The 21,086-nt window shown below is 39.0% G+C and carries 17 protein-coding genes; 4 read left to right on the forward strand and 13 right to left on the reverse strand.

Annotated features, from left to right (window positions below; all coding sequences use genetic code 11):
* Positions 1-4: 4 nt before the first annotated feature.
* Both argC and acsA read right to left on the reverse strand, forming a co-directional pair.
* Positions 5-1,039 carry an N-acetyl-gamma-glutamyl-phosphate reductase gene (argC, locus tag ACQQ2I_RS14705; RefSeq protein ID WP_431027545.1) on the reverse strand — a complete coding sequence of 345 codons (1,035 nt, stop codon included), beginning with the start codon at positions 1,037-1,039 and terminating at the stop codon, positions 5-7.
* Between the two features lie 363 nt (positions 1,040-1,402).
* Complete coding sequence (acsA, locus tag ACQQ2I_RS14710; protein WP_431027546.1) at positions 1,403-3,130, reverse strand: acetate--CoA ligase; 1,728 nt, start codon at positions 3,128-3,130, stop codon at positions 1,403-1,405.
* Positions 3,131-3,296: 166 nt separating this feature from the next.
* Here acsA and ACQQ2I_RS14715 point away from each other — a divergent pair, with 166 nt between their 5' ends.
* The 3 genes from ACQQ2I_RS14715 (at position 3,297) to ACQQ2I_RS14725 (ending at position 5,801) form a co-directional block, all read left to right on the forward strand.
* Positions 3,297-3,929 carry a GNAT family N-acetyltransferase gene (locus ACQQ2I_RS14715; RefSeq protein WP_431027547.1) on the forward strand — a complete coding sequence of 211 codons (633 nt, stop codon included), beginning with the start codon at positions 3,297-3,299 and terminating at the stop codon, positions 3,927-3,929.
* Between the two features lie 70 nt (positions 3,930-3,999).
* Positions 4,000-4,647, forward strand: a complete 648-nt coding sequence (locus ACQQ2I_RS14720) for an acetoin utilization AcuB family protein (RefSeq protein WP_431027548.1) — start codon at positions 4,000-4,002, stop codon at positions 4,645-4,647.
* The gene (locus ACQQ2I_RS14725) at positions 4,644-5,801 is read left to right on the forward strand and encodes an acetoin utilization protein AcuC (protein ID WP_431027549.1); all 1,158 of its coding nucleotides are present in this window, start codon (positions 4,644-4,646) and stop codon (positions 5,799-5,801) included. Before ACQQ2I_RS14720 ends, ACQQ2I_RS14725 begins: the two co-directional genes overlap by 4 nt.
* 42 nt (positions 5,802-5,843) lie before the next feature.
* Here the strand turns inward: ACQQ2I_RS14725 and ccpA are convergent, their stop codons facing one another.
* Entirely contained in the window at positions 5,844-6,842 is a 999-nt protein-coding gene (ccpA, locus tag ACQQ2I_RS14730; protein ID WP_431027550.1) for a catabolite control protein A, read from the reverse strand.
* A gap of 167 nt (positions 6,843-7,009) precedes the next feature.
* On the reverse strand, positions 7,010-8,095 hold the full coding sequence (locus ACQQ2I_RS14735) for a bifunctional 3-deoxy-7-phosphoheptulonate synthase/chorismate mutase (RefSeq protein WP_431030526.1): 1,086 nt from the start codon (positions 8,093-8,095) through the stop codon (positions 7,010-7,012).
* Between the two features lie 173 nt (positions 8,096-8,268).
* On the opposite strand from ACQQ2I_RS14735, the gene ACQQ2I_RS14740 reads away from it, so the two are divergent.
* On the forward strand, positions 8,269-10,431 hold the full coding sequence (locus ACQQ2I_RS14740) for a cell division protein FtsA (protein WP_431027551.1): 2,163 nt from the start codon (positions 8,269-8,271) through the stop codon (positions 10,429-10,431).
* Positions 10,432-10,513: 82 nt separating this feature from the next.
* On the opposite strand, the gene ACQQ2I_RS14745 is transcribed toward ACQQ2I_RS14740, so the two are convergent.
* From ACQQ2I_RS14745 to ACQQ2I_RS14785, 9 genes are all read right to left on the reverse strand, one after another.
* The gene (locus ACQQ2I_RS14745) at positions 10,514-11,029 is read right to left on the reverse strand and encodes a YtxH domain-containing protein (protein ID WP_431027552.1); all 516 of its coding nucleotides are present in this window, start codon (positions 11,027-11,029) and stop codon (positions 10,514-10,516) included.
* A 19-nt stretch (positions 11,030-11,048) separates the two neighbouring features.
* Entirely contained in the window at positions 11,049-11,519 is a 471-nt protein-coding gene (locus tag ACQQ2I_RS14750) for a DUF948 domain-containing protein (protein WP_431027553.1), read from the reverse strand.
* A 228-nt stretch (positions 11,520-11,747) separates the two neighbouring features.
* Complete coding sequence (gene murC / locus ACQQ2I_RS14755) at positions 11,748-13,052, reverse strand: UDP-N-acetylmuramate--L-alanine ligase (RefSeq protein WP_431027554.1); 1,305 nt, start codon at positions 13,050-13,052, stop codon at positions 11,748-11,750.
* 447 nt (positions 13,053-13,499) lie between these two features.
* Positions 13,500-16,691: a DNA translocase FtsK gene (locus tag ACQQ2I_RS14760; RefSeq protein ID WP_431027555.1), complete on the reverse strand. Its 3,192-nt coding sequence runs from the start codon at positions 16,689-16,691 to the stop codon at positions 13,500-13,502.
* Positions 16,692-16,908: 217 nt separating this feature from the next.
* Entirely contained in the window at positions 16,909-17,523 is a 615-nt protein-coding gene (gene ytpR / locus ACQQ2I_RS14765; RefSeq protein ID WP_431027556.1) for a YtpR family tRNA-binding protein, read from the reverse strand.
* Positions 17,520-18,335: a DUF1444 domain-containing protein gene (locus tag ACQQ2I_RS14770; RefSeq protein ID WP_431027557.1), complete on the reverse strand. Its 816-nt coding sequence runs from the start codon at positions 18,333-18,335 to the stop codon at positions 17,520-17,522. The genes ytpR and ACQQ2I_RS14770 overlap by 4 nt, the downstream gene beginning before the upstream one ends.
* A gap of 95 nt (positions 18,336-18,430) precedes the next feature.
* The gene (locus ACQQ2I_RS14775; RefSeq protein WP_431027558.1) at positions 18,431-18,949 is read right to left on the reverse strand and encodes a hypothetical protein; all 519 of its coding nucleotides are present in this window, start codon (positions 18,947-18,949) and stop codon (positions 18,431-18,433) included.
* Between the two features lie 68 nt (positions 18,950-19,017).
* The gene (locus ACQQ2I_RS14780; RefSeq protein WP_431027559.1) at positions 19,018-19,536 is read right to left on the reverse strand and encodes a DUF84 family protein; all 519 of its coding nucleotides are present in this window, start codon (positions 19,534-19,536) and stop codon (positions 19,018-19,020) included.
* Positions 19,537-19,791: 255 nt separating this feature from the next.
* Positions 19,792-20,868 (reverse strand): M42 family metallopeptidase, encoded by a 1,077-nt coding sequence (locus ACQQ2I_RS14785; protein ID WP_431027560.1) that lies wholly within the window; start codon positions 20,866-20,868, stop codon positions 19,792-19,794.
* Positions 20,869-21,086: the final 218 nt, after the last annotated feature.

Genomic DNA, 21,086 nt, shown 5'->3' on the forward strand with positions numbered 1-21,086 from the left:
CTCCTTAAATGAATAGCGGCACGACTTGTAAGCCTGTCGTTTGCGGTAAATTCATTTGTACATTCATATTTTGAATCGCCTGACCAGCAGCACCTTTAACTAAATTATCAATTACTCCGATAATTGTTGCGCGGCCTGTTCGTTCATCTAACTTCGCATACACATCACAATAGTTGGAACCTTTTACACGATTTGTGCCAATTGATCCCGCATCATCAAGTACACGGACAAATGGGTGATTTTTATATGTTTCTTTTAAACAATGAATTAAATCTGCTTGTGTAACACCTGGCATCACTTGCGCATAGGACGTGGCCAAAATTCCACGTATCATCGGTACTAAATGGGTATTAAACGAAATTTTTGTCTCTACCCCAGCAAACATACTAATCGCCTGTTCAATTTCCGGAATATGTTGATGTTCATTTATTTTATAAATAGAAAATGCTTCGTTTGCTTCACTAAAATGAGTTGTTTGCGATGGTTTGTTCCCCGCACCGGAAATACCACTCTTAGCATCAATGACTAAAAAGCTAGGATCAATTAACTTTTCTTTTAGTAATGGTAGAAGTGATAATAAAACAGCCGTCGGATAACAACCAGGATTCGCGATTAGTTTTGCTTCCTTAATGGCCGCTTCGTTCCATTCCGTTAAGCCGTAAATACTTACATCGATTGCTTCTTGCGGTGCCGGCTCCTTTTTATACCATTGCTTATAGCTTTCTACATCTTTTAAACGGAAATCACCGGACAAGTCGATTAACTTCGGTCCTTTATCGATCAATGGAGGAAATAAGCTACTTGAAACTCCAGAAGGCGTACTCGCAAATACAACGTCAAACTCACTTAATACGTCGTAATCAATTTTTTGCAGTGGTTGATCATTAATATCGATTAAATGAGGAAACTTCGCTGAAAAGACCGTCCCTTCCTCTGATGATGTAAATAATGTTAGGTTCTCTACTTCTTTATGATTATATAAAAAACGAATTAACTCTAAACCACCATAGCCAGTGGCACCGATAATTCCAACTTTCATTTTCTTCACCTCATAATTGGAAAGACACCATTCATTACACATGATACTTTCCTTTATATATTGTCAATAAACCTTGTTTAAACGATTAAGATAAAAACAGTATAGTGCTGTATAAATATTTAGTCAACCGTATTTTTATATAATCTTAAAATATTCAGAATTAACTTATCGATATGATTTATATTTCTCTGCCTGTTCAACTAAATATTTAAGCAATGTAAATAAGGAGATATTTCGACAGTCCTTCGAAATATCTCCTTTCACACAATGATCATAGTATGCATATAATTGTATAAAAATTAATAACTATACAATTCGTTCTATTTCACATGCATTCCTTATAGCTCTTATCAACTGAGAAAATTACTCTTCCATCGTTGAAAGATCGCCAGTCGGTAAGTTCAGTTCCCATGCTTTTAGGACTCGGCGCATAATTTTACCGCTACGCGTTTTCGGTAATTTATCTTTAAACTCGATTTCACGCGGGGCTGCGTGTGCAGAAAGTCCATGTTTAACAAATTCTTTAATATCTTCCTCTAATTGTTTAGATGGCTCTACACCTTCACCCAATGCTATGAATGCTTTAATGATTTCACCACGCAATGGATCAGGCTTACCGATAACGCCCGCTTCCACAATATCTGGATGTTCTAGTAATTTACTTTCAACCTCAAATGGACCTATACGTTCACCAGCTGTCATAATGACATCATCAACACGCCCTTGGAACCAGAAATAGCCGTCATCATCCATATAGGCTGAATCGCCAGATACATACCATTCGCCTTTTAAGAAATACGAATCATACTTTCCAGGATTATTCCAAATTTGACGCATCATACTTGGCCAACCTTTACGAATCGCTAAATTCCCCATGGTAAACGGTGGTACTTCATTCCCTTGATCATCCACAATTGTTGCATAAACTCCTGGTACTGGTTTCCCCATTGACCCTGGTTTAATATCCATGCTCGGATAGTTACAAATTATATGTCCACCCGTTTCAGTCATCCACCAAGTATCATGAATCCGATGACTCAATTCCTCTACGCCCCAGCGAATCACTTCTGGATTTAGCGGCTCCCCAACCGATAAAACATGACGTAGTGTTGACAAATCATATCGCTCTAATACACTACGCCCTGCACCTGCAAGCATACGGAACGCTGTTGGCGCACTATACCAAACCGTTACACCATAGTCTTGAATCGCACTATACCAGGCTTGTGGACTGAAACGACCTCCTAAAATTAAGCTTGTTGCACCGTTTAACCACGGACCAAAAATGCCGTAAGCTGTACCTGTTACCCAACCTGGGTCAGCCGTACACCAGTAAATATCATCATCATTTAAATCTAGTACCCATTGAGTTGTTTGATATTGTTGCACCATTGCGTAATGTACATGTAGCACCCCTTTTGGTGCACCTGTTGAGCCAGAAGTGTAATGAAGAACCATGCCGTCTTCTTTATCAACCCACTCAATATCAAATTTATTGGAAGCAGATTGCATGCGTTTATTAAAGTCTACGATTTTATCTGTTTCTTCAATCTGATCCCCCACAAGAAAAATAGTTTTTAAATGTGGTAGCTTTTCTACCGGCACTCGTGAAAGTAGTGTTGGCGTCGTCACTAGCGCAACGGCTTCACTATCCAAAAGGCGATCATATACCGCGCCTTCCATAAATGCTTCAAATAATGGCCCCACAATGACACCCATTTTTAAAGCGCCTAGTAGTGAGAAATACAGCTCAGGCGAACGAGGCATGAAAATAAACATTCGATCCCCTTTTTTCATATCCGTCGCTTCTTTCAACACATTCGCTGCTTTATTTGTTAATAACTTCATGTCATGAAATGAATACGCTTCTTTGCGTACGCCATCATTGTAATAGAGTGCAACTTTGTTTTTACGATATGTTTCTGTATGACGGTCAATTGCTTCATATGCCATATTAACCTTTCCCGTCTCATACCAGCTAAATGCCTTCTCTGTTTCTTGCCAATCATGTGTTGTTGCTGTTTCCTCATAGCTCGTTAAGCGATGATTCCCCGGAATTGCGGCTAGTTTCTCTAACATTTTTATCCCCATGAAAATTACCCCTTTCTTCGAAAACATATATATATTTTACAATATCAAAACATTAATTAGCAAAATATTTTAAATTTTTTGATTGTTAAGTATTTCTTCACAAATGCTAGCGTATTTTTGCATAAAATCAGTTATAATAGATACATCTTACTGGGGTGGTGTAGAAATGGAACATATTAAAACATTTTACAGTATCACAAAGGAGACTAAACACGGTCCCATCATTGTAGAGGGCCCTGTCCCTGCAGAACAACTAGCCTTGTATACGTTACATGAAGGTTTAATCGCTTTCAGGCCTCCTAAACAGCAACACGAAGCATTAATTGGTATCGCACAACTTGACGAGGGGCGTATTATTATCGCGCGCAATGGGGATATAATCGTAGGTTACGTTACATATTTATATCCAGACCCATTAGAACGCTGGGCAGAGGATCGAATCGATAATATGATTGAACTTGGCGCAATCGAAGTAATTTCAGATTATCGCGGGACAGGTGTAGGAAAAAAATTAGTTGAGGTCTCCTTTATGGCAGATGAAATGGAAGATTATCTCGTTATTACAACTGAGTATTATTGGCATTGGGATTTAAAAGGAACAGGTCTTAACGTATGGGATTACCGCAAAATGATGGAGAATATGATGAGTATCGCTCATTTTGAGTATTATGCAACAGACGATCCGGAGATTACCTCCCATCCAGCGAACTGCTTAATGGCTCGAACTGGAAAGCGCGTCGGTCCAAATACAATAGAGCGATTCGACAGACTACGATTTAAAAATCGATATATGTATTAGTTTATATTTCTAATGGAATAGTTTAAGAGTATTATTAAGTTCACAACATTTATACAAAGGGGAATCGTATATGATTGTTGAAGAAATTATGCAAACTGATGTATGTACACTTAAGCCAACAGATACCGTAAATGATGCTGTCCGTTTGATGCGTGAAAAGAAAATTCGTCACCTACCTATCGTTGACGAAAATGAAACAGTTGTAGGAATTGTCACAGACCATGATATCAAAAAAGCGTTGCCATCGTGCTTAAAAGAGGAAGCAAATTCAATCACGTACGATGCACCACTGGAAGACATCATGGTGAAAGAGCCGATTATCGGCCATCCATTAGACTTTGTAGAAGAAGTCGCTCTCACATTCTATGAAAACAAAATTAGTTGTTTACCTATCGTTTCAGGCGGTCAACTTATTGGTATCGTCACAACAACAGACGTTCTCTATCGCTATATTGAGCTAACAGGGGCAAATCAACCCGCTTCTAAGCTCGATATTCGTGTCACAAATAAGCCAGGTGTGTTACATGAAATTACGAGCGTTATTAGCCAACATAAAGCGAATGTATTAAGCGTTCTCGTTTATCCAGATAGTGAAAGTGACAATACCCGCATTTTAAGTGTTCGCCTACAGGTCATGAATCCTTTAGCCATTATTGAAGACTTACGAAAAGAAGGGTTTCATGTTTTATGGCCAAACCTTCCAGGGGTAAAACTATGAAAAATGCTGTCTTTATTTATTCTCCTGATCAACTAGGCTATAAATTTTCAGACTCGCATCCTTTTAATCATAAACGCTTATTACTGACAATCGATTTATTAAAAAATATCGGCGCACTTTCCGACGATGACATTGTCCCTGCACGTATGGCAACAGATGAAGAAATTGCACTTGCTCACGATTCACAGTACATTGACATTGTCAAAAAAGCAGGCCGTGGTGAACTCACACCACAACAAGGTGAAGCATATGGCATTGGAACAGAAGATACACCGATGTTTAAAGACATGCATGAAGCAAGTGCCTTACTTGTTGGTGGGACATTGCAAGCGGTGGACTATGTACTACAAGGGAAATCTCGCCATGCACTAAACTTAGGTGGTGGATTACATCATGGGTTCCGTGGTCGCGCATCTGGTTTTTGTATTTATAACGATAGCAGTGTGGCGATTCGTTATATGCAAGAAAAATATGGATTACGTGTATTATATGTCGATACGGATGCCCATCATGGTGACGGTGTACAATGGGCATTTTACGATGACCCAAATGTTTGTACTTTATCCATTCATGAAACAGGACGCTATCTGTTCCCTGGTACAGGAAATATTACAGAGCGTGGAAATGGCGAAGGTTACGGTACATCCTTTAACTTCCCCATTGATGCCTTTACAGAAGATGACAGCTTTCTGGAAATTTATGAAGCTTCCATGCGCGAAGTATTTGAATTTTTCAAGCCTGATGTTGTCTTAACACAAAATGGTGCGGATGCACATTATTTTGACCCACTTACACATCTATATGGCACAATGAAAATTTATCGTGAAATACCGAAGCTTGCGCATAAGCTTGCACACGAATATTGTGATGGTCGATGGATTGCGGTTGGTGGAGGTGGATATGATATATGGCGTGTTGTACCGCGCGCTTGGTCACATATTTGGGCTGAAATGACCGATCAACAACATCCGGCAGGTCCACTGCCTCAAGCTTGGCTCGATCGGTGGCAGCCTGAATCACCCGTACCGTTTATCCCAACGTGGGAAGATCCAAATCCATTATATGAGTCGATTCCACGAAAGGCAGAAATCGAAGAAAAAAATGCACAAATGCTTGCAAAGGCATTGCATATGATTCGCAATGAGAAACGATAAAAAGGTTCCGTCTCAAAATATCTTTTGAGGCGGAACCTTTTATTATTGTTTCACTGAATCTCGCATTTCGATGCGGTGTGGTAGAATAACACTTTGTTGTTCTACTTTCTCTTTATTCATTAATTTCGTCAGTAAGCGCATCGCTACTGCTCCAATATCGTATAAAGGTAATACAACACTTGATAACTGCGGACGTACCATACGTGCTAATTTAGAGTTTTCAAAACTAATCACTTCTAAATCTTCTGGCACTTGTCTACCTGCATCTTGTGCACCGTGAATAATGCCAATAGCCAATTCATCACTCCCTGCAAAGAAAGCCGTTGGGGCATTATCAAATTGGCTTACCTCTTCGTATGCTGCAATGCCGTTATCATACGTATCTTCTTCTGAAACGATCAGTGACTCATCTACTGTTAATCCAGCATCTTCTAATGCTTTTTTATACGCCGCTAGCTTATATTGCGTAATGGTATAACTTTGTGGTGCTGATATAAAGGCAATACGAGTATGGCCATTATCAAGTAGAACCTTTACCGCTTCATATGCTGCCTGATAATAGTCAATATTCACAGAAGGGACTTCTTTCAATTCGTCCACTGAACCGGCTAAAACAATCGGCACGGGAGAATGGTCCATCGAGTCTTGAATTTTCTCTGTCACTCTATCCGTCATCATCACAATACCATCTACTTGCTTTCCAAGCATCGTATCTAAAAGTGTTAGCTCTTTCTCTTCGTTTTGGTCAGAATTTGCTAAAATAATATTGTATCGATACATTGTCGCGATATCCTCGATACCACGTGCTAATTCAGCGTATAAGTTATTTGAAATATCCGGAATAATAACGCCTACCGTTGTTGTTTTTTTACTCGCTAAACCACGTGCTACGGCATTCGGCCTATATTCTAATCGCTCGATGACTTCTAAAACCTTTTTACGTGTTGCTGGCTTTACATTTTGATTTCCGTTTACAACACGGGAGACGGTTGCCATCGATACATTTGCTTCACGTGCTACATCATAAATCGTAACAGTCAATGTATTTGCCTCCTTTATATGCAATGTCTTTACCCCATCATACGATAATTTTCTTGCTTCTTTCAATAAAAAGAGAAGGGTTTCTTCTAAAGAATAAGTAAATTGCTCGGAATTCTGTCAAAAATAATAGCTCGCTTCGCAAATTTCGCGAAACGAGCCTCGATTAACTACGCTTTAACTTCGTATTTCTTCATGAATTTTAATACTTCTTCATGGAATGCGTCGAATGTTGGGATATCCATTTGTTGCTGAGAATCTGATAATGCGACAGATGGATCTGGGTGTACCTCAGCCATCACACCATCAGCACCGATTGCGATAGCCGCTTTCGCACATGGTAATAATAAGTCACGACGACCCGTTGAGTGCGTAACATCTACCATAACCGGCAAATGCGTTTCTTGTTTTAAAATTGGTACAGCTGAAATATCTAACGTATTACGCGTTGCTTTTTCATACGTACGAATACCGCGCTCACAAAGGATAATGTTTTCATTTCCTTTTGACATAATGTATTCTGCTGCATGAATGAATTCATCGATTGTTGCAGCTAAACCACGCTTTAATAATACAGGTTTATTTGTTGCCCCTGCTGCTTTTAATAGCTCGAAGTTTTGCATATTACGCGCACCGATTTGAATTACGTCAATGTAATCTAATGCATGGTCTAAATCTGCTGGTGTGACGATTTCTGTAATGACACCTAAGCCATATTCCTGTGATACGCGTTTTAAAATTTGTAAACCTTCTAAGCCTAAACCTTGGAAATCGTATGGCGATGTACGTGGTTTATATGCACCACCACGAATTAATTTTAAGCCTTTTGCTTGAATCGACTCTGCTACTGCCGCTACTTGCTCATAAGATTCTACTGAACATGGACCGAATACAAATGATGGTGCACCAGCGCCAATTAGTTCACCATTTACATTAATGACAGTATCTTCAGACTTCTCTTTGCGCGAAACAAGTAATTCTTTCTTCTTCTCCGCTTCTAGTTGCTTTAATGCCGTCTTGAAAATTTGTTTAAAAATATAATCAACTGTCATTTGATTTAAAGGACCATTATTATGTTCTTTAATGAGGTTTAACATATGGCGTTCACGTAGAGGATCATAACGATTCACACCTTGCTTTTCTTTAATCTTACCGATTTCATTTACCACTTCTGCTCGCTCATTGATTAAGCGTAAAATTTCTAAGTTTAGTCCATCAATCCGACTACGTAAACCTTCTAATTCGTGTTGATTCATCATTCTTTCTCCTCTCCCCTGTACCCTGCTCTTTCAGAACGCTGAAATGTATGATACATTTTAGAATAATAACACTATTATAATAAACAAATACTAGAATGTCACGTCTTTTTAATTTAGCGCTTCAACTCGCTAAAGTATCTTTATTTATACCAAGGAAGGAAGCGGTTTCATTGACAGAAAAATTATTTGCACTTGATATCGGGACACGTTCAGTGATAGGGATTATTTTAGAAGTAAATCAAGATCATTATCATGTGACAGATATTTTAATCAAAGAACATAAAGAACGTGCAATGGTCGATGGTCAAATACATAATGTCCTCTATGTCGCTGAGCTCATTACTGAAATTAAAGCACAACTGGAAAAAAAACATGGTCCGTTAACAAAAGTAAATGTAGCTGCTGCTGGTCGTTCATTAAAAACAGAGCAAGCAAGCGTGACAATTAACATTAAAAATCGCCCGATCTTTACAGAAGAGGATATTGCACGATTGGAACTACAAGCTGTACAACAAGCACAAACACAACTTCTTCAACAAAAAGAGGATGGAAAGATCAATCACTATTATTGTGTCGGTTATTCTGTACTTTATTACCGTTTAGATGGAGAAGAAATTGGTAGTTTACTCGACCAACAAGGAGACGAGGCAACAGTAGAAGTCATTGCAACGTTTTTACCACGTGTCGTTGTAGAATCCCTGCTAGCAGCATTAAAGCGGGCAAATTTAGAAATGGAAGCTTTAACACTTGAGCCCATTGCAGCGATTAATGTCTTAATCCCTTCCACAATGCGCCGTTTAAATGTGGCCCTTGTTGATATCGGTGCTGGAACATCCGATATTGCCATTACCGATAAGAGCACGATTGTAGCTTACGGTATGGTACCAACAGCTGGAGACGAAATTACAGAAGCATTAAGTGACCATTACTTGCTTGATTTCCCTGTTGCTGAAATAGCGAAGCGCCAAATGCATACCGAGGAACAAATCGCGATTCAAGATATTTTAGGATTTGATGAATTTCATCCGCGTGAGGAAGTATTAGCCGCGATTATGCCGGCCATTGAAAACTTAGCTACATCGATTGGCAATGAGATTTTACGTTTAAATAATAATGTGGCACCAAAGGCTGTTATGCTTGTCGGTGGCGGTAGTTTAACACCCAACTTAACGGAAGAGCTGTGTAAAGTATTAAATTTACCTCCAAATCGTGTCGCTGTTCGTGGCATTGATGCGATTCAAAACTTAACGAAAGATGAGGGAATCCCTGTTACACCAGAGCTTGTAACACCAATTGGGATTGCGATTGCCGCCCAGAAAGCCCCGATTCATTATATGACCATCACGGTCAATGAACAGATTGTACGCCTGTTCGAATTAAAAGAAATGACCGTAGCAGATGCCTTTTTAGCAGCGAATATTCGAGCAAAACAACTATATGGTAAGCCGGGGTATGGGTTATCCCTTACGGTGAATGGACAAGATATTTTCATTCCAGGTGAACACGGTCAGCCGGCCACTATTTTAGTAAACGGCGAAGAGGCCTCAACAAAAACACTGATCAAAAGTAGCGACCGCATTGAACTCATTGAAGGAAAAGACGGACATCCCGCGACAGCAACAGTACGTGATATTGTAGATGGCGCCTCTTCGCTATCAATCATCATTCAAGGTACGCCTTATGCAATCGAACCAAACGTATTGGTCAATGAGGAAGTCGCATTAATGGAACGGCAACTAAAAGACCGTGATGTCATAACGTTTGAAACAGTGAATACAATCGAAGAGGTTTTTCATCATACAAACAATAGCGAATATATACACAAATTAGGGGCATTCTTTGTACATATCGATGGTAAACCAACGATGTTACCCGAATTTTCAGCACAGTTATTTGTCAATGGTAAGCCTGCTAAACTACATTACCCGATACAAAACGGGGATCGCATTACGTTTGAACAAGGGATGGTACCAACAGCGCAATTAATTGCCAATTCACTCAATATCAATTTAGAAGATAAAATGCTAGTGACATTCCAAAATGAACGAATCGAGCTCTCGAAGGTAGCACGAGAAGTAGTCGTAAATGGAACGGTTGTACAGCCGAATGCCACTATTTTAAATGGGGTAACGCTTCAATTTAAGGAAAAAGATTTGAGCAAATGGATTTATCAAGATGTCTTCCGCTTCTCGAACTGGCAGTTACCAGTTGCTTTTAAAGGGCAATTTAATATTTTACGCAATGGTGAACCTTCTAGCTTCGATGCCGAAATTTTTGGTGGGGATGTATTAGAAATTCAGTTAATCGAACAACCGGTCGCCTCTATAACATAAAAAATAATGACTTTTCAATAAAAAGGGTGGCCAGAAATTTTTTACTTTCTGGCCACCCTTTTTTACTATCATTTTATATAGATTAAGATTTAGAAGCTTCTGAAATTTTATGATCATTTAAGTCTTCTTGCGCCGTAGCTACTACTTCGCCTAGACTTGCAGTTACTTCTGCAATCGTCTCCTCTACTGCTGCAATCACTTCGTCTAGTGGCTCTTCCCCTTCAGCTGACACAGTACCGTCATCAAAAACAGTTGGCGCTTTAGACGTTTTTGATTTTACTTTGTCTACTAATTGTGTTGACTGCTCTTTTAACTGTTGAGAAAGCTGCGCTGTTTTTTCTTTTGCTGATGCGGATAACTCCGCGCTCTTATCTTTTAAATTGACGGCTTGATACGCCATATCTCCACGTAATTCACGGCCTGCTTTTGGTGCCAATAATAACCCTGCAGCAGCACCAACAATCCCACCAACGAGCGCACCAATGATAAAATCTTTCATATTCACAGACTCTTCGTCCGTATAAATGGATCGATTACTATCCACATAATATACTTGCGGTAAATTTGATGATTCTTTTCCATATTGTTGTTCACTCATAACATACACCCTCTTCACTTTATTGTTTATTTTTCTCTTGAGCAGGATTATCTACTACAGCAATATCCTGTTCTTGAATTGTTTTGCGTTGGCGCCACTTATCGGCAATTTCCATCGCCACATTGCTCCACTGCACGACTTGGGCAATCTTTTCTTCATTACGTCCAACTTCCTTCGAAACGGCCGTTGTAATACGTTGAACAGATGTATTTAAACCATTGACAGAATCACCCATTCCTTTAACTGCCTGTACAACGGAATTGAGCTTTTCTGATTTCTCTGAAATATCATCCGCTAATGAATTCGTTTTTGTTAAAAGAGTTGTTGTCTCACGTGTAATGCCTTCCATTTGTCCTTCAATACCTGCCACCGTTGACGCAATATTATTTAATGTATTTTTTAGTGAGAATAATGTGACTCCTACGCTAATACATAACACTAAAAAACCAATTGCTGCAATGAGTGCCGCTATATACAGTACTACTTCCATATGATGACCTCCTATACGTAGTTATGTTTTATGTTCGACAAAATGTAAAAAAATCCTGCATCAATTATTCGAAAAAACATTGATTTAAAATCGCTTAGCACTATTTTTGCCAAAAACAGCCTATTCTTTAACGTTAAAGAATAAGCTGTTTTACTAACCTTTGTTACACACTACCTTACTGCTCATTTCACTAAACAACTTGTTCATTTATGCACAACGTTTATATTTTTATTCGCCTTTTAACAATTGCTCAAATGCATTCTGGAATTTATGTACGTCTCCTGCGCCCATAAATAAGAATACTGCATCTTTATGTGCTTGTAACACATTAATTTTTTCTGTTTTCAGGATGTCGCTTCCTTCAATGAGATTAGCTAGATCAGCAATTGTTAGCGAACCTGCTTGCTCACGTGCCGACCCGAATATATCGCATAAATATACTGCATCCGCTTTCCCTAAGCTATTTGCAAATTCTTGCAAGAACGCTTGCGTACGTGTAAATGTATGCGGTTGGAAAACAGCGACAATTTCACGATCTGGATACTTTTGACGAGCTGCTTGTAAAGTTGCCGAAATTTCCGTTGGATGATGTGCATAGTCGTCTACCAACACATTATTCCCTATTTTTGTTTCCGTAAAACGTCTTTTTACACCGCCGTACGTATTTAATCGCTCTTGTATAAGTTCGGCTGGAATCCCTTCATAATGACATAGTGAAATAACAGCTAACGAGTTTAACACGGCATGGTCACCATAAAGTGGAATAAAGAACTTATGATAAAACTCATTGCGTACATACACTTCAAACTCTGTACCTTCTGTCGTTTTTACAATATTACGTGCAGCAAAATCATTTTCTGCCCCAAAGCCATAATAGACAACCGGTACATTCGCTTGAATTTTTTGTAGTTGTTCATCATCACCACATGCAATAATCGCTTTTTTTACTTGTAATGCAAGTTCCTGGAAAGCGCTGTATACATCATCGATATTTTTAAAATAATCCGGATGATCAAAATCAATATTAGTCATCACTGCATAATCTGGGTGGTATGCTAAAAAGTGACGACGGTACTCACATGCTTCCATAACAAAATAAGATGCATCTTGTTTACCTGAACCAGTGCCATCACCAATTAAAAACGATGTCGGCATATATCCACCAATGACATGACTCATCAAACCAGTTGTTGATGTTTTACCATGTGCACCTGTAATGGCAATAGATGTATATCGACCAATATAGTCACCTAAAAATTTATGATAGCGAATGACTTCTACACCTATTTCACGTGCTTTCACTAACTCTGAATGGTCATCTGGAAAGGCATTCCCAGCAATAACTGTCATTCCTTCTTGAATATTATTTTCATCGAATGGTTTAATTGTTATATTCCGGTCACGTAAAGGCTGCTCAGTGAAATAATACGTTTCTACGTCTGAACCTTGTACTTGCTCGCCTGCATCAAATAAAATTTGCGCTAACGAACTCATTCCAGAGCCTTTAATACCTGTAAAATGATAAAGTGTCATGTTGAAACCTCCTAGGAGTACGATACTCACAATAAATATTATGGGATAAAAGAGACACATCTCAAACAAAATAAATCAAGATCATGTCATATACGGAGAAATATAAAATTTATACGTTCCGATTCACTAAAAAAAGATATTACAATAACTTAACCGCATTGTGTAGCAATGAGCTTGCTCTCGCAGTTAATAATCGTCTCATAAATTTACATACAAATTTTGATACATACGTTTAAACAGCCTTAACTTCTTTACGAACCGAAAAAGCCTGTTCTATTATAGCACTTCTGGTAACAAACGCTATTTAAACAACTTTTCAAATTTTTCGCAAACTAAATTGTACTATTCCCACAGTACAGTTAAGCCCTCAAGCTGCTTACAAAGACACATCTCGACCAAAGCAGGTCGAGATGTTGACCTTTTTACTAAAAAACCGCTCAACATACGCTATTGGAACATCGAAATAATGTCTGATTCCGTAATGAATACTTCCCTCGGCTTGCTACCTCTTTGTTCCGATACAAATCCATGGCGCTCAAGCATATCAACCAGTCTAGCAGCTCGATTATAACCGATTTTATAACGGCGTTGAATCGATGAAGTAGAGGCTGTTCCTTGTTCAAATACGTAACGACAAACTTCCTCAAATAACTCATCTTGCTCATCAGTAACTTCAGCTTTTTTAAGCAGTTCATCATGTTGGAAGAAATACTCCGGCTCTCCTTGTGTACGAACATAAGTAATGATTTCCTCAATCTCGTCATCCGTTACAAAGGTTCCCTGTAAACGTACTGGCGCTGGCATACCGTTTCCTAAATACAGCATATCTCCTCGACCAAGTAAGCGTTCTGCACCTTGCATATCTAAAATTGTACGCGAATCCACGGCAGAAGATACCGCAAATGCAATACGAGTAGGAATATTTGACTTAATTAAGCCTGTAATGACATCAACAGACGGACGTTGTGTTGCCACAATTAAGTGAATACCACAAGCACGTGCCTTTTGGGCAATACGACAAATGGCTTCTTCCACGTCAGCTGGTGACATCATCATTAAATCGGCAAGCTCGTCAATGACAATTAAAATATACGGGAGCTTTTGTGCGTGTTGACCAGCTTTTTCAGCTTGTTGATTAAAACGCGTCAAATCACGTACACCGGCATGCATAAATAGCTGGTAGCGGCGTTCCATCTCCTCAACGGCCCATTTCAGTGCAGCGGTTGCCGCCTTGACATCCGTAATAACGGGACTCACTAAATGCGGAATATGATTAAACGGCGCTAACTCAACCATTTTTGGATCAATCAGCATTAATTTCAATTCATGCGGTGCCGCCTTATAAAGTAAGCTTACAAGAATCGAGTTAATACAAACAGACTTCCCTGAGCCTGTTGCACCAGCAATTAATCCATGCGGCATTTTTCGTAGATCAATCGTCACTGGCTGCCCTGTTAAATCTAGCCCTAATGCTGCTTCTAAAGGGGAATCAGACGTTTGGAATCCTTCGCTATTCGTCACTTCAGATAAGCGGACCGCTCGAGATACACGGTTTGGAATTTCAATACCAATCGAATGCTTCCCTGGAATTGGTGCATCAATACGGATATCTCGTGCCGCCAGTGCTAGCTTAATATCATCTGCTAAGCCGCGCACTTTACTCACTTTCGTACCATGTGCAACTGTAATTTCAAATTGAGTTACTGCCGGCCCCTGTACAATAGAGACAATTTCCGCTTCGATATGGAAATACGACAGCGCTTTAATTAAGCGCTCTCCTTGTTCATCCATCCAAGCCCAGTCTTCCGTCTTTTCTTCCGGCGGCACTAAAAAGTTTAGCGGTGGCTTTTCATAATGACGGCTGAACTTAGGCTGTGATTCAATTTCGAGTTTTATTTCGTTTTGCTCGGATAAGACGTTACTTTGATCCATTACAAGCTCATTTTGAACGGGTGGGATTACATTTTGCTCATTTGATGGCTTTTGCTCACTCGCGATCATTTTTTGCTCGGATAAAACGTTATTCTCATCCATCACCGACTCATTTTGAGCGGGTGGGATTACATTTTGCTCGGATACAACATTATTTTGATCCATTACAAGCTCATTTTGAACGGTTTGAGCTATGTTCTGCTCGTTCGACGGATTTTGCTCACTTGCGATTACTTTTTGCTCGAATAAAACGTTATTCCCATCCATCACCGACTCATTTTGAGCGGGCGGGACTACATTTTGCTCAGATACAACATTATTCTGCTCCATTACAAGCTCATTTTGAACGGGTGGAACTACATTTTGCTCGTTCGACGGCTTTTGTTCAGGTACAAGGTTATGTTCCTCGATCATACTATCGTTCTGTTCACTTAACTCTACAGTATGCTGAATTTCGTTATTTTCCACTTCACGTTCTAAAACGGCAACCATACTGTCACTTAATTGCGTACTCGTCACTACTTCATGAGAAATAGATGGCTCAACAACTGTTAGTGTATGATTTTTTATTACTATATCCGTTTCAGTCGTTGCCACACTTTCAGCCATTGCTTCCTGATTCATTTCCATATTAGCAGACTTTTTCTTTTGCAATTGCTCTTGCAAAATTTTCTTTGCCAGTAACTTTTCCTTATCGGATTTTAACATGAGTACGTTAAATGGTAATCGACTGCCTGTTGATATTGTTTTGGTTTCCTCCGTTTGTACTTGTACAAACTCATTTTGTTGGGCTTGTTCCACATTTAGCTGTCCAATATGAATGGTAGAGTTTTCAATCGTTAAATGCTTCACCTGCATATCTGACAGCGGATCTTCATGCTCTTCTGCAACAATAGTCTCTTCCATTTCTTTAGCTATCATATCGGAGTCATTTTCTTCGTGAGATATCGAAGCTGATTCAATCATACAATCAACTTCTTCCGCTACTACCGGTTCAAATGCTTCTATCGACTGTCTACTTACTGACGATTCAGTAGTATGCATCTCTACTTCCTTATGAGCTTCTCCTTCTACGAACGACATCTGCTCACTTAGAACATTCTCCACTTTATCTTGCTTTGCTTCATCCATTTCCATTTGTTTTTCAGCCATTAATTGCTCTATTGGCTTTGGCTTTTGGAAGCCATGAACAGGCGATGGTACATCTGTTGGCACGAAGCGTTTACGACTTTCAAGCGGATTCGTAAACTCCCGATTAACAGGCTTCTCTTCGCGCATCGGTTTTTTTGTTAAAAATTCCTTTTCATCTTTCGTAACGGAAATTTTGCGAGGTGCTGTTACAGGGCGACGCAATACATTCGAATGGCCTGTACGCTTTTGACGACGTTCCAACAATCCCCTAATCCCTTGTATCTCAACATCATATATTTGAGATGTTGCATGTTGTAAATGCTTTGGTAACTCAAGCTCTCTCTCTTCTGAAGAAGTATAGGGTTGTTGCTCACGAGCTACACGCTCTTGTTTAGGTGCTTGATGGACGATTTCATTATCCGCAATGAGTGGAAAACGAAATGCTGATTTTGACTTTTTTTGTTGCTCTTCTTCAAAATACGGCTCATCTTGCTCTTCATAGTATTCTTCATATTCTTCTACTTGCTCTATATCATCTTTAAATAGTTTGTTAAATTTATTTTTAAACCAATTCATCTACTCTCACTTCTTTCTAATTAAACCATAACTATTTTATTATAAGACATATTTGGGTTACATACTGCAAAAAAACCGTGTTTTGCACAAAATACCTAAAATAGCTTGCGCCAAAATACATATAACGTAAGAAAATTTTGTCATAAAAAGCATATCACAATATATTTCTAAAAGAAAAAGCTAGTACAGTAAAAAAATCCCTGTACTAGCCTTATGATTATTTAGTTGGTGCTACGAACGGCGAACCTACTTCTGCATCCTCTTCTAATACTAAAATACCTTTCACTTCTGGTGCACCTGGAACCGCTAGCTCACGTGCTGAACAAAGCATCCCGAATGAATCAACACCACGTAAGTTACCTGCTTTAATGAGTAAACCTGATGGCATGACAGCACCAATTTTCGCTACAACTACTTTTTGACCTGCTTCCACATTTGGTGCACCACATACAATTTGTAATGTGTCGTCGCCAACATTTACTTTACAAACACTTAATTTATCAGCATTTGGATGCTTTTCCTTTTCCTCTACAAAACCAACAACAAATTTCGGAGAGAAGTCTACATCTAGCGAAATATCAGCGCCATTTTCGTGAATAGCCGCTTTTAATTTCTCTACTAGTTCAGGTGTCACTTCCACATTGCCTTGTACGTCAAGTGCTACATATTTGCTAGCATTAAATAAATTAAAGCCCTTTACTTCCCCTGTTGCTTCTTCTTTTAAAATAACGATATCGCCTTTTTTCTCTACAACTGTTTTTACAATAGCTTCAGTTGCTAATTGGACTAATAATACGTCACCAACATATTGTTTGTTATAAGCTACGTTCATTTCTTTTCTTGCTCCTTTGTTACTTTGTTTTTTGCTAAAATAAAGATCGGCTCCAACTTGCCGTCCTCATAGACGAACGACAGTGAAGTGATTGGCACATTGCCAACCGTGAAATAATGCATTGTAAGCTGCGCTAATACATCATACCCTACTTCTGACCGAATATCACCTATAATTAGCACATCTTGGTGTGGCACGGATACGGTCATATCCCCCTCAATCTTTTGACGCATCTCCTTGAGGAATCCTTCATTTAAAATACGACTCGCATCATAGCCATCATTATGATTGACAAAATAAAAAATACTGCCTGCTACTTCATCACGCTTGACATCAGTTCGTAATTTCTTCACAGAAAAACGGGCTGCCTCACGTACTTGTTCTGCTGTGACGCCTAATTTCGGTAACATGGATTCATCGATTAAGCGATAGGTTGTCCCCATGTCTAGCGCATAAAAAATGCGTGTTTCCGCTGTATGCTCTGTTGTAACAAATGGACTGCCCTCTTTTGAATTTTTCGAAAAGGAAGCGGAACGAATAATCGGATACACTTGTGCTAATCCTTCAAACCCTTCTGCTTGCTCACGTTCCATCGCTTTAAATGTTTGTTCGATTGTATAAACAACGTCAACAATCGCTGCGTCTTTCTTTTGTGCATATTTCGCTAAAATTTCTGGCAATGAAATATTCATGCCGCGCCCAAGTATTTTATGCTCTAAACGTACCTGATCTTTCTCTTGATCAAATGCCCAGTCAAACTGTTCTTCGCCTAGTCGCTTTTTTAACTCTGTTACTAATTGTGAGGATTTCAAGTAATCACTTCCTTACATAGAAATAACGGCTCACAAAAGTGAACCGTCACTTGTATTTACATGCTATTGTATCAAAAATTATTCCCTTTGTACGATTATTGCACTTGTACAGAACGAACAATTTCCATCATTCCAATTAATTTCTCATCGATTTTTTTATCCGCTGAAATCGTTGTCATTTTTACGCCACCACTTGACACAACAAGCTCGTACTCTTCTTCACTATGTTCAATCACCGCCGTAAAACCAAAAGCCTCTTCAAATTCAAATGTCTCTTTTTCTTTAACTTTTAAAGTTGAATCATTGATTAAATTCTCATAATGTAAACGACTATCTTCTGCTTCAATTGTATTAACGAATAAAATAAATGAATCTTTTCCTTTTGAGAAAATATAATTCATTTCATTCGCGCCTTCTTCTACTTTATAGCCAGTTGGTAAATAGACTTTAATTTTACCAATTTCGGTTGTCGGCTGTACCGACTGCGCTTCAAAAGTTGTCGCTGCGAGTGTAACGCCTTCTGTAATTTGTTCCTCTACCGTTTTTCCACAACCAGTTAGCACTAATAACATTAAACTTATCCAAATAAAATGAATCCATTTCCGATTCATCATACGCTCCCTCACTTTCTTCTCCGCTATTTATTTTAAAATTTCTACTAATCAAAACGCAAAAATGATGCTTACTGTTTCAAATAATAGAGTACTTGACCAATTAGAAGTGTAACAATATGTTCAAACATTACCTGACGATCGATTAATCCGTCTGTAAAAATACCGATGGCGCCTACGTGATGGCGAGTATCCTTTGTTTTTGTAAAGGTATCCATGACAGGGCCAAGCTCTTCACCAGCACGCAATTTTACAGCAATTTCTTGCGGTAATACAAATGAAGCGCCAGAACTCGAAATAACTGTTCCATCTTTTAATGCCACTGCCCCCCAGTTACAACAATACATCATGCCATCCATTTCATAGACACCACCTTCTAAACCGAAGCTCAAATCTGCATTGGTCGCCTTACGTGTATTGAGCGCACGATTAATGGCACCTTGCCGTGTTTCAGCATCTGAAAATGGTTGTTCAGATACACCCGATGGTACACTGACATATTCAAATACACTATTGTCAAAGTATTGAGCTGCAATTGTTTCAACTGCCGCTGTTTTCGCTTTATTTTTAGTTCCAATCGCTATTAACAAGCCGTTCATCTCCATGTATTTTTATATTACATTTCAAGGGATATAATTTACTTAAATTACCACAAACAATTTACACTGGCTTCTGTAAAAAATAAATTTAACTTATCCATACAATCATCTCTTTGTAGATCACATCACTTTGACTATTTTAACCGCAAAAAAGATGCCCTTCAAGTGGGCATCTTTTTTTATATATGAAAATTATGGATATTCTCTTCAAAATGCAAGTGCATAAACAACCCACAGCTAGTTATGTTATACATTCGAACGAATGGAGTCGATTGTGGATTGATCTGCTGATTGTACAAGCTTTACTAATAATTCTTTCGCAGCGGCATAATCATCAACATGGATGATAGAAGCTGCCGTATGAATATAACGTGAGCAAATACCAATAACAGCTGATGGAATACCATCGTTCGCCGTATGCACACGCCCTGCGTCTGTGCCGCCTTGCGAGACAAAATACTGATATGGAATATGATTCGATTCAGCTGTATCTAAAATAAATTCACGCATGCCACGGTGCATTACCATTGTTGGATCATAAATTCGAAGCAACGGTCCTTTTCCAAGCTGACCGAATTGTTTTTTATCACCGGATGTATCATTTGCTGGGGAAGCGTCTAATGCAAAAAATAAATCTGGCTTAATCATATTAGCTGATACTTGAGCGCCGCGAAGACCTACTTCCTCCATCACATTCGCCCCTGAGTATACATGACTCGATACCGGTTGATCTTTTAATTCTTTTAGCAGCTCAATCGCAAGCCCACAACCATAACGGTTATCCCATGCTTTTGCCATAATCTTTTTAGGGTTTGCCATTGGTGTAAATGGGCAAATCGGCAGAATCGATTGTCCTGGACGTACACCTATCTTCATCGCATCTTCTTTACTATCCGCACCAATATCAATCAACATATTTTTAATATCCATCGGTTTCGCGCGCTCTGCATCAGTTAAAAGATGTGGTGGAATGGATGCAAGTACACCTGGAATTTCACCGTCTTTCGTGTACACCATCACGCGTTGCGCCAACATTACTTGGTTCCACCAACCGCCAAGCGTTTGGAAACGAATCATGCCGTTATCAGTAATCGAAGTAACCATAAATGCTACTTCATCCATATGACCAGCTACTAAAATTTTGGGTGCATCTTGCTTTTGTGCATAGCGTACACCAAAAATACCGCCTAAATGATCTTGGACGATTTCATCTGAATATTTCTCAAGCTCAGACCGCATAAAATTGCGTACTGCACGCTCATCACCTGGGGCACCTGGAAGCTCAGTCAACGTTTTAAACAGTTGCATTGTCTCTTGATTCATTTTGTAGACAACTCCTCATCGTTAATATGTATTTTTATTATAACACAACCGCTTTATATTTCGTAATCCGAACAAAATACGGTAGTTAAACTGCTATCAAAATTCTTATCAATGGCTCGCAATGAGCAAAAATACATCCTAAAAACACCAATTAAATAGTAAGCGGTATTAAAAGAAAGTAGTAGCATAGCCTCCGCGCTTTGCCACAGCCTACACAG

This window comes from Lysinibacillus sp. LZ02 (genome assembly GCF_050613145.1).
Classification (GTDB): domain Bacteria; phylum Bacillota; class Bacilli; order Bacillales_A; family Planococcaceae; genus Lysinibacillus_B.

Coding starts and splice junctions, on each gene's coding strand:
- argC (WP_431027545.1), bottom strand. CDS start 1,039: ATGAAAGTTGGAATTATCGGTGCCACTGGCTATGGTGGTTTAGAGTTA.
- acsA (WP_431027546.1), bottom strand. CDS start 3,130: ATGGGGATAAAAATGTTAGAGAAACTAGCCGCAATTCCGGGGAATCAT.
- ACQQ2I_RS14715 (WP_431027547.1), top strand. CDS start 3,297: ATGGAACATATTAAAACATTTTACAGTATCACAAAGGAGACTAAACAC.
- ACQQ2I_RS14720 (WP_431027548.1), top strand. CDS start 4,000: ATGATTGTTGAAGAAATTATGCAAACTGATGTATGTACACTTAAGCCA.
- ACQQ2I_RS14725 (WP_431027549.1), top strand. CDS start 4,644: ATGAAAAATGCTGTCTTTATTTATTCTCCTGATCAACTAGGCTATAAA.
- ACQQ2I_RS14735 (WP_431030526.1), bottom strand. CDS start 8,095: ATGAATCAACACGAATTAGAAGGTTTACGTAGTCGGATTGATGGACTA.
- ACQQ2I_RS14745 (WP_431027552.1), bottom strand. CDS start 11,029: ATGAGTGAACAACAATATGGAAAAGAATCATCAAATTTACCGCAAGTA.
- ACQQ2I_RS14750 (WP_431027553.1), bottom strand. CDS start 11,519: ATGGAAGTAGTACTGTATATAGCGGCACTCATTGCAGCAATTGGTTTT.
- murC (WP_431027554.1), bottom strand. CDS start 13,052: ATGACACTTTATCATTTTACAGGTATTAAAGGCTCTGGAATGAGTTCG.
- ACQQ2I_RS14760 (WP_431027555.1), bottom strand. CDS start 16,691: ATGAATTGGTTTAAAAATAAATTTAACAAACTATTTAAAGATGATATA.
- ytpR (WP_431027556.1), bottom strand. CDS start 17,523: ATGAACGTAGCTTATAACAAACAATATGTTGGTGACGTATTATTAGTC.
- ACQQ2I_RS14775 (WP_431027558.1), bottom strand. CDS start 18,949: ATGATGAATCGGAAATGGATTCATTTTATTTGGATAAGTTTAATGTTA.
- ACQQ2I_RS14785 (WP_431027560.1), bottom strand. CDS start 20,868: ATGAATCAAGAGACAATGCAACTGTTTAAAACGTTGACTGAGCTTCCA.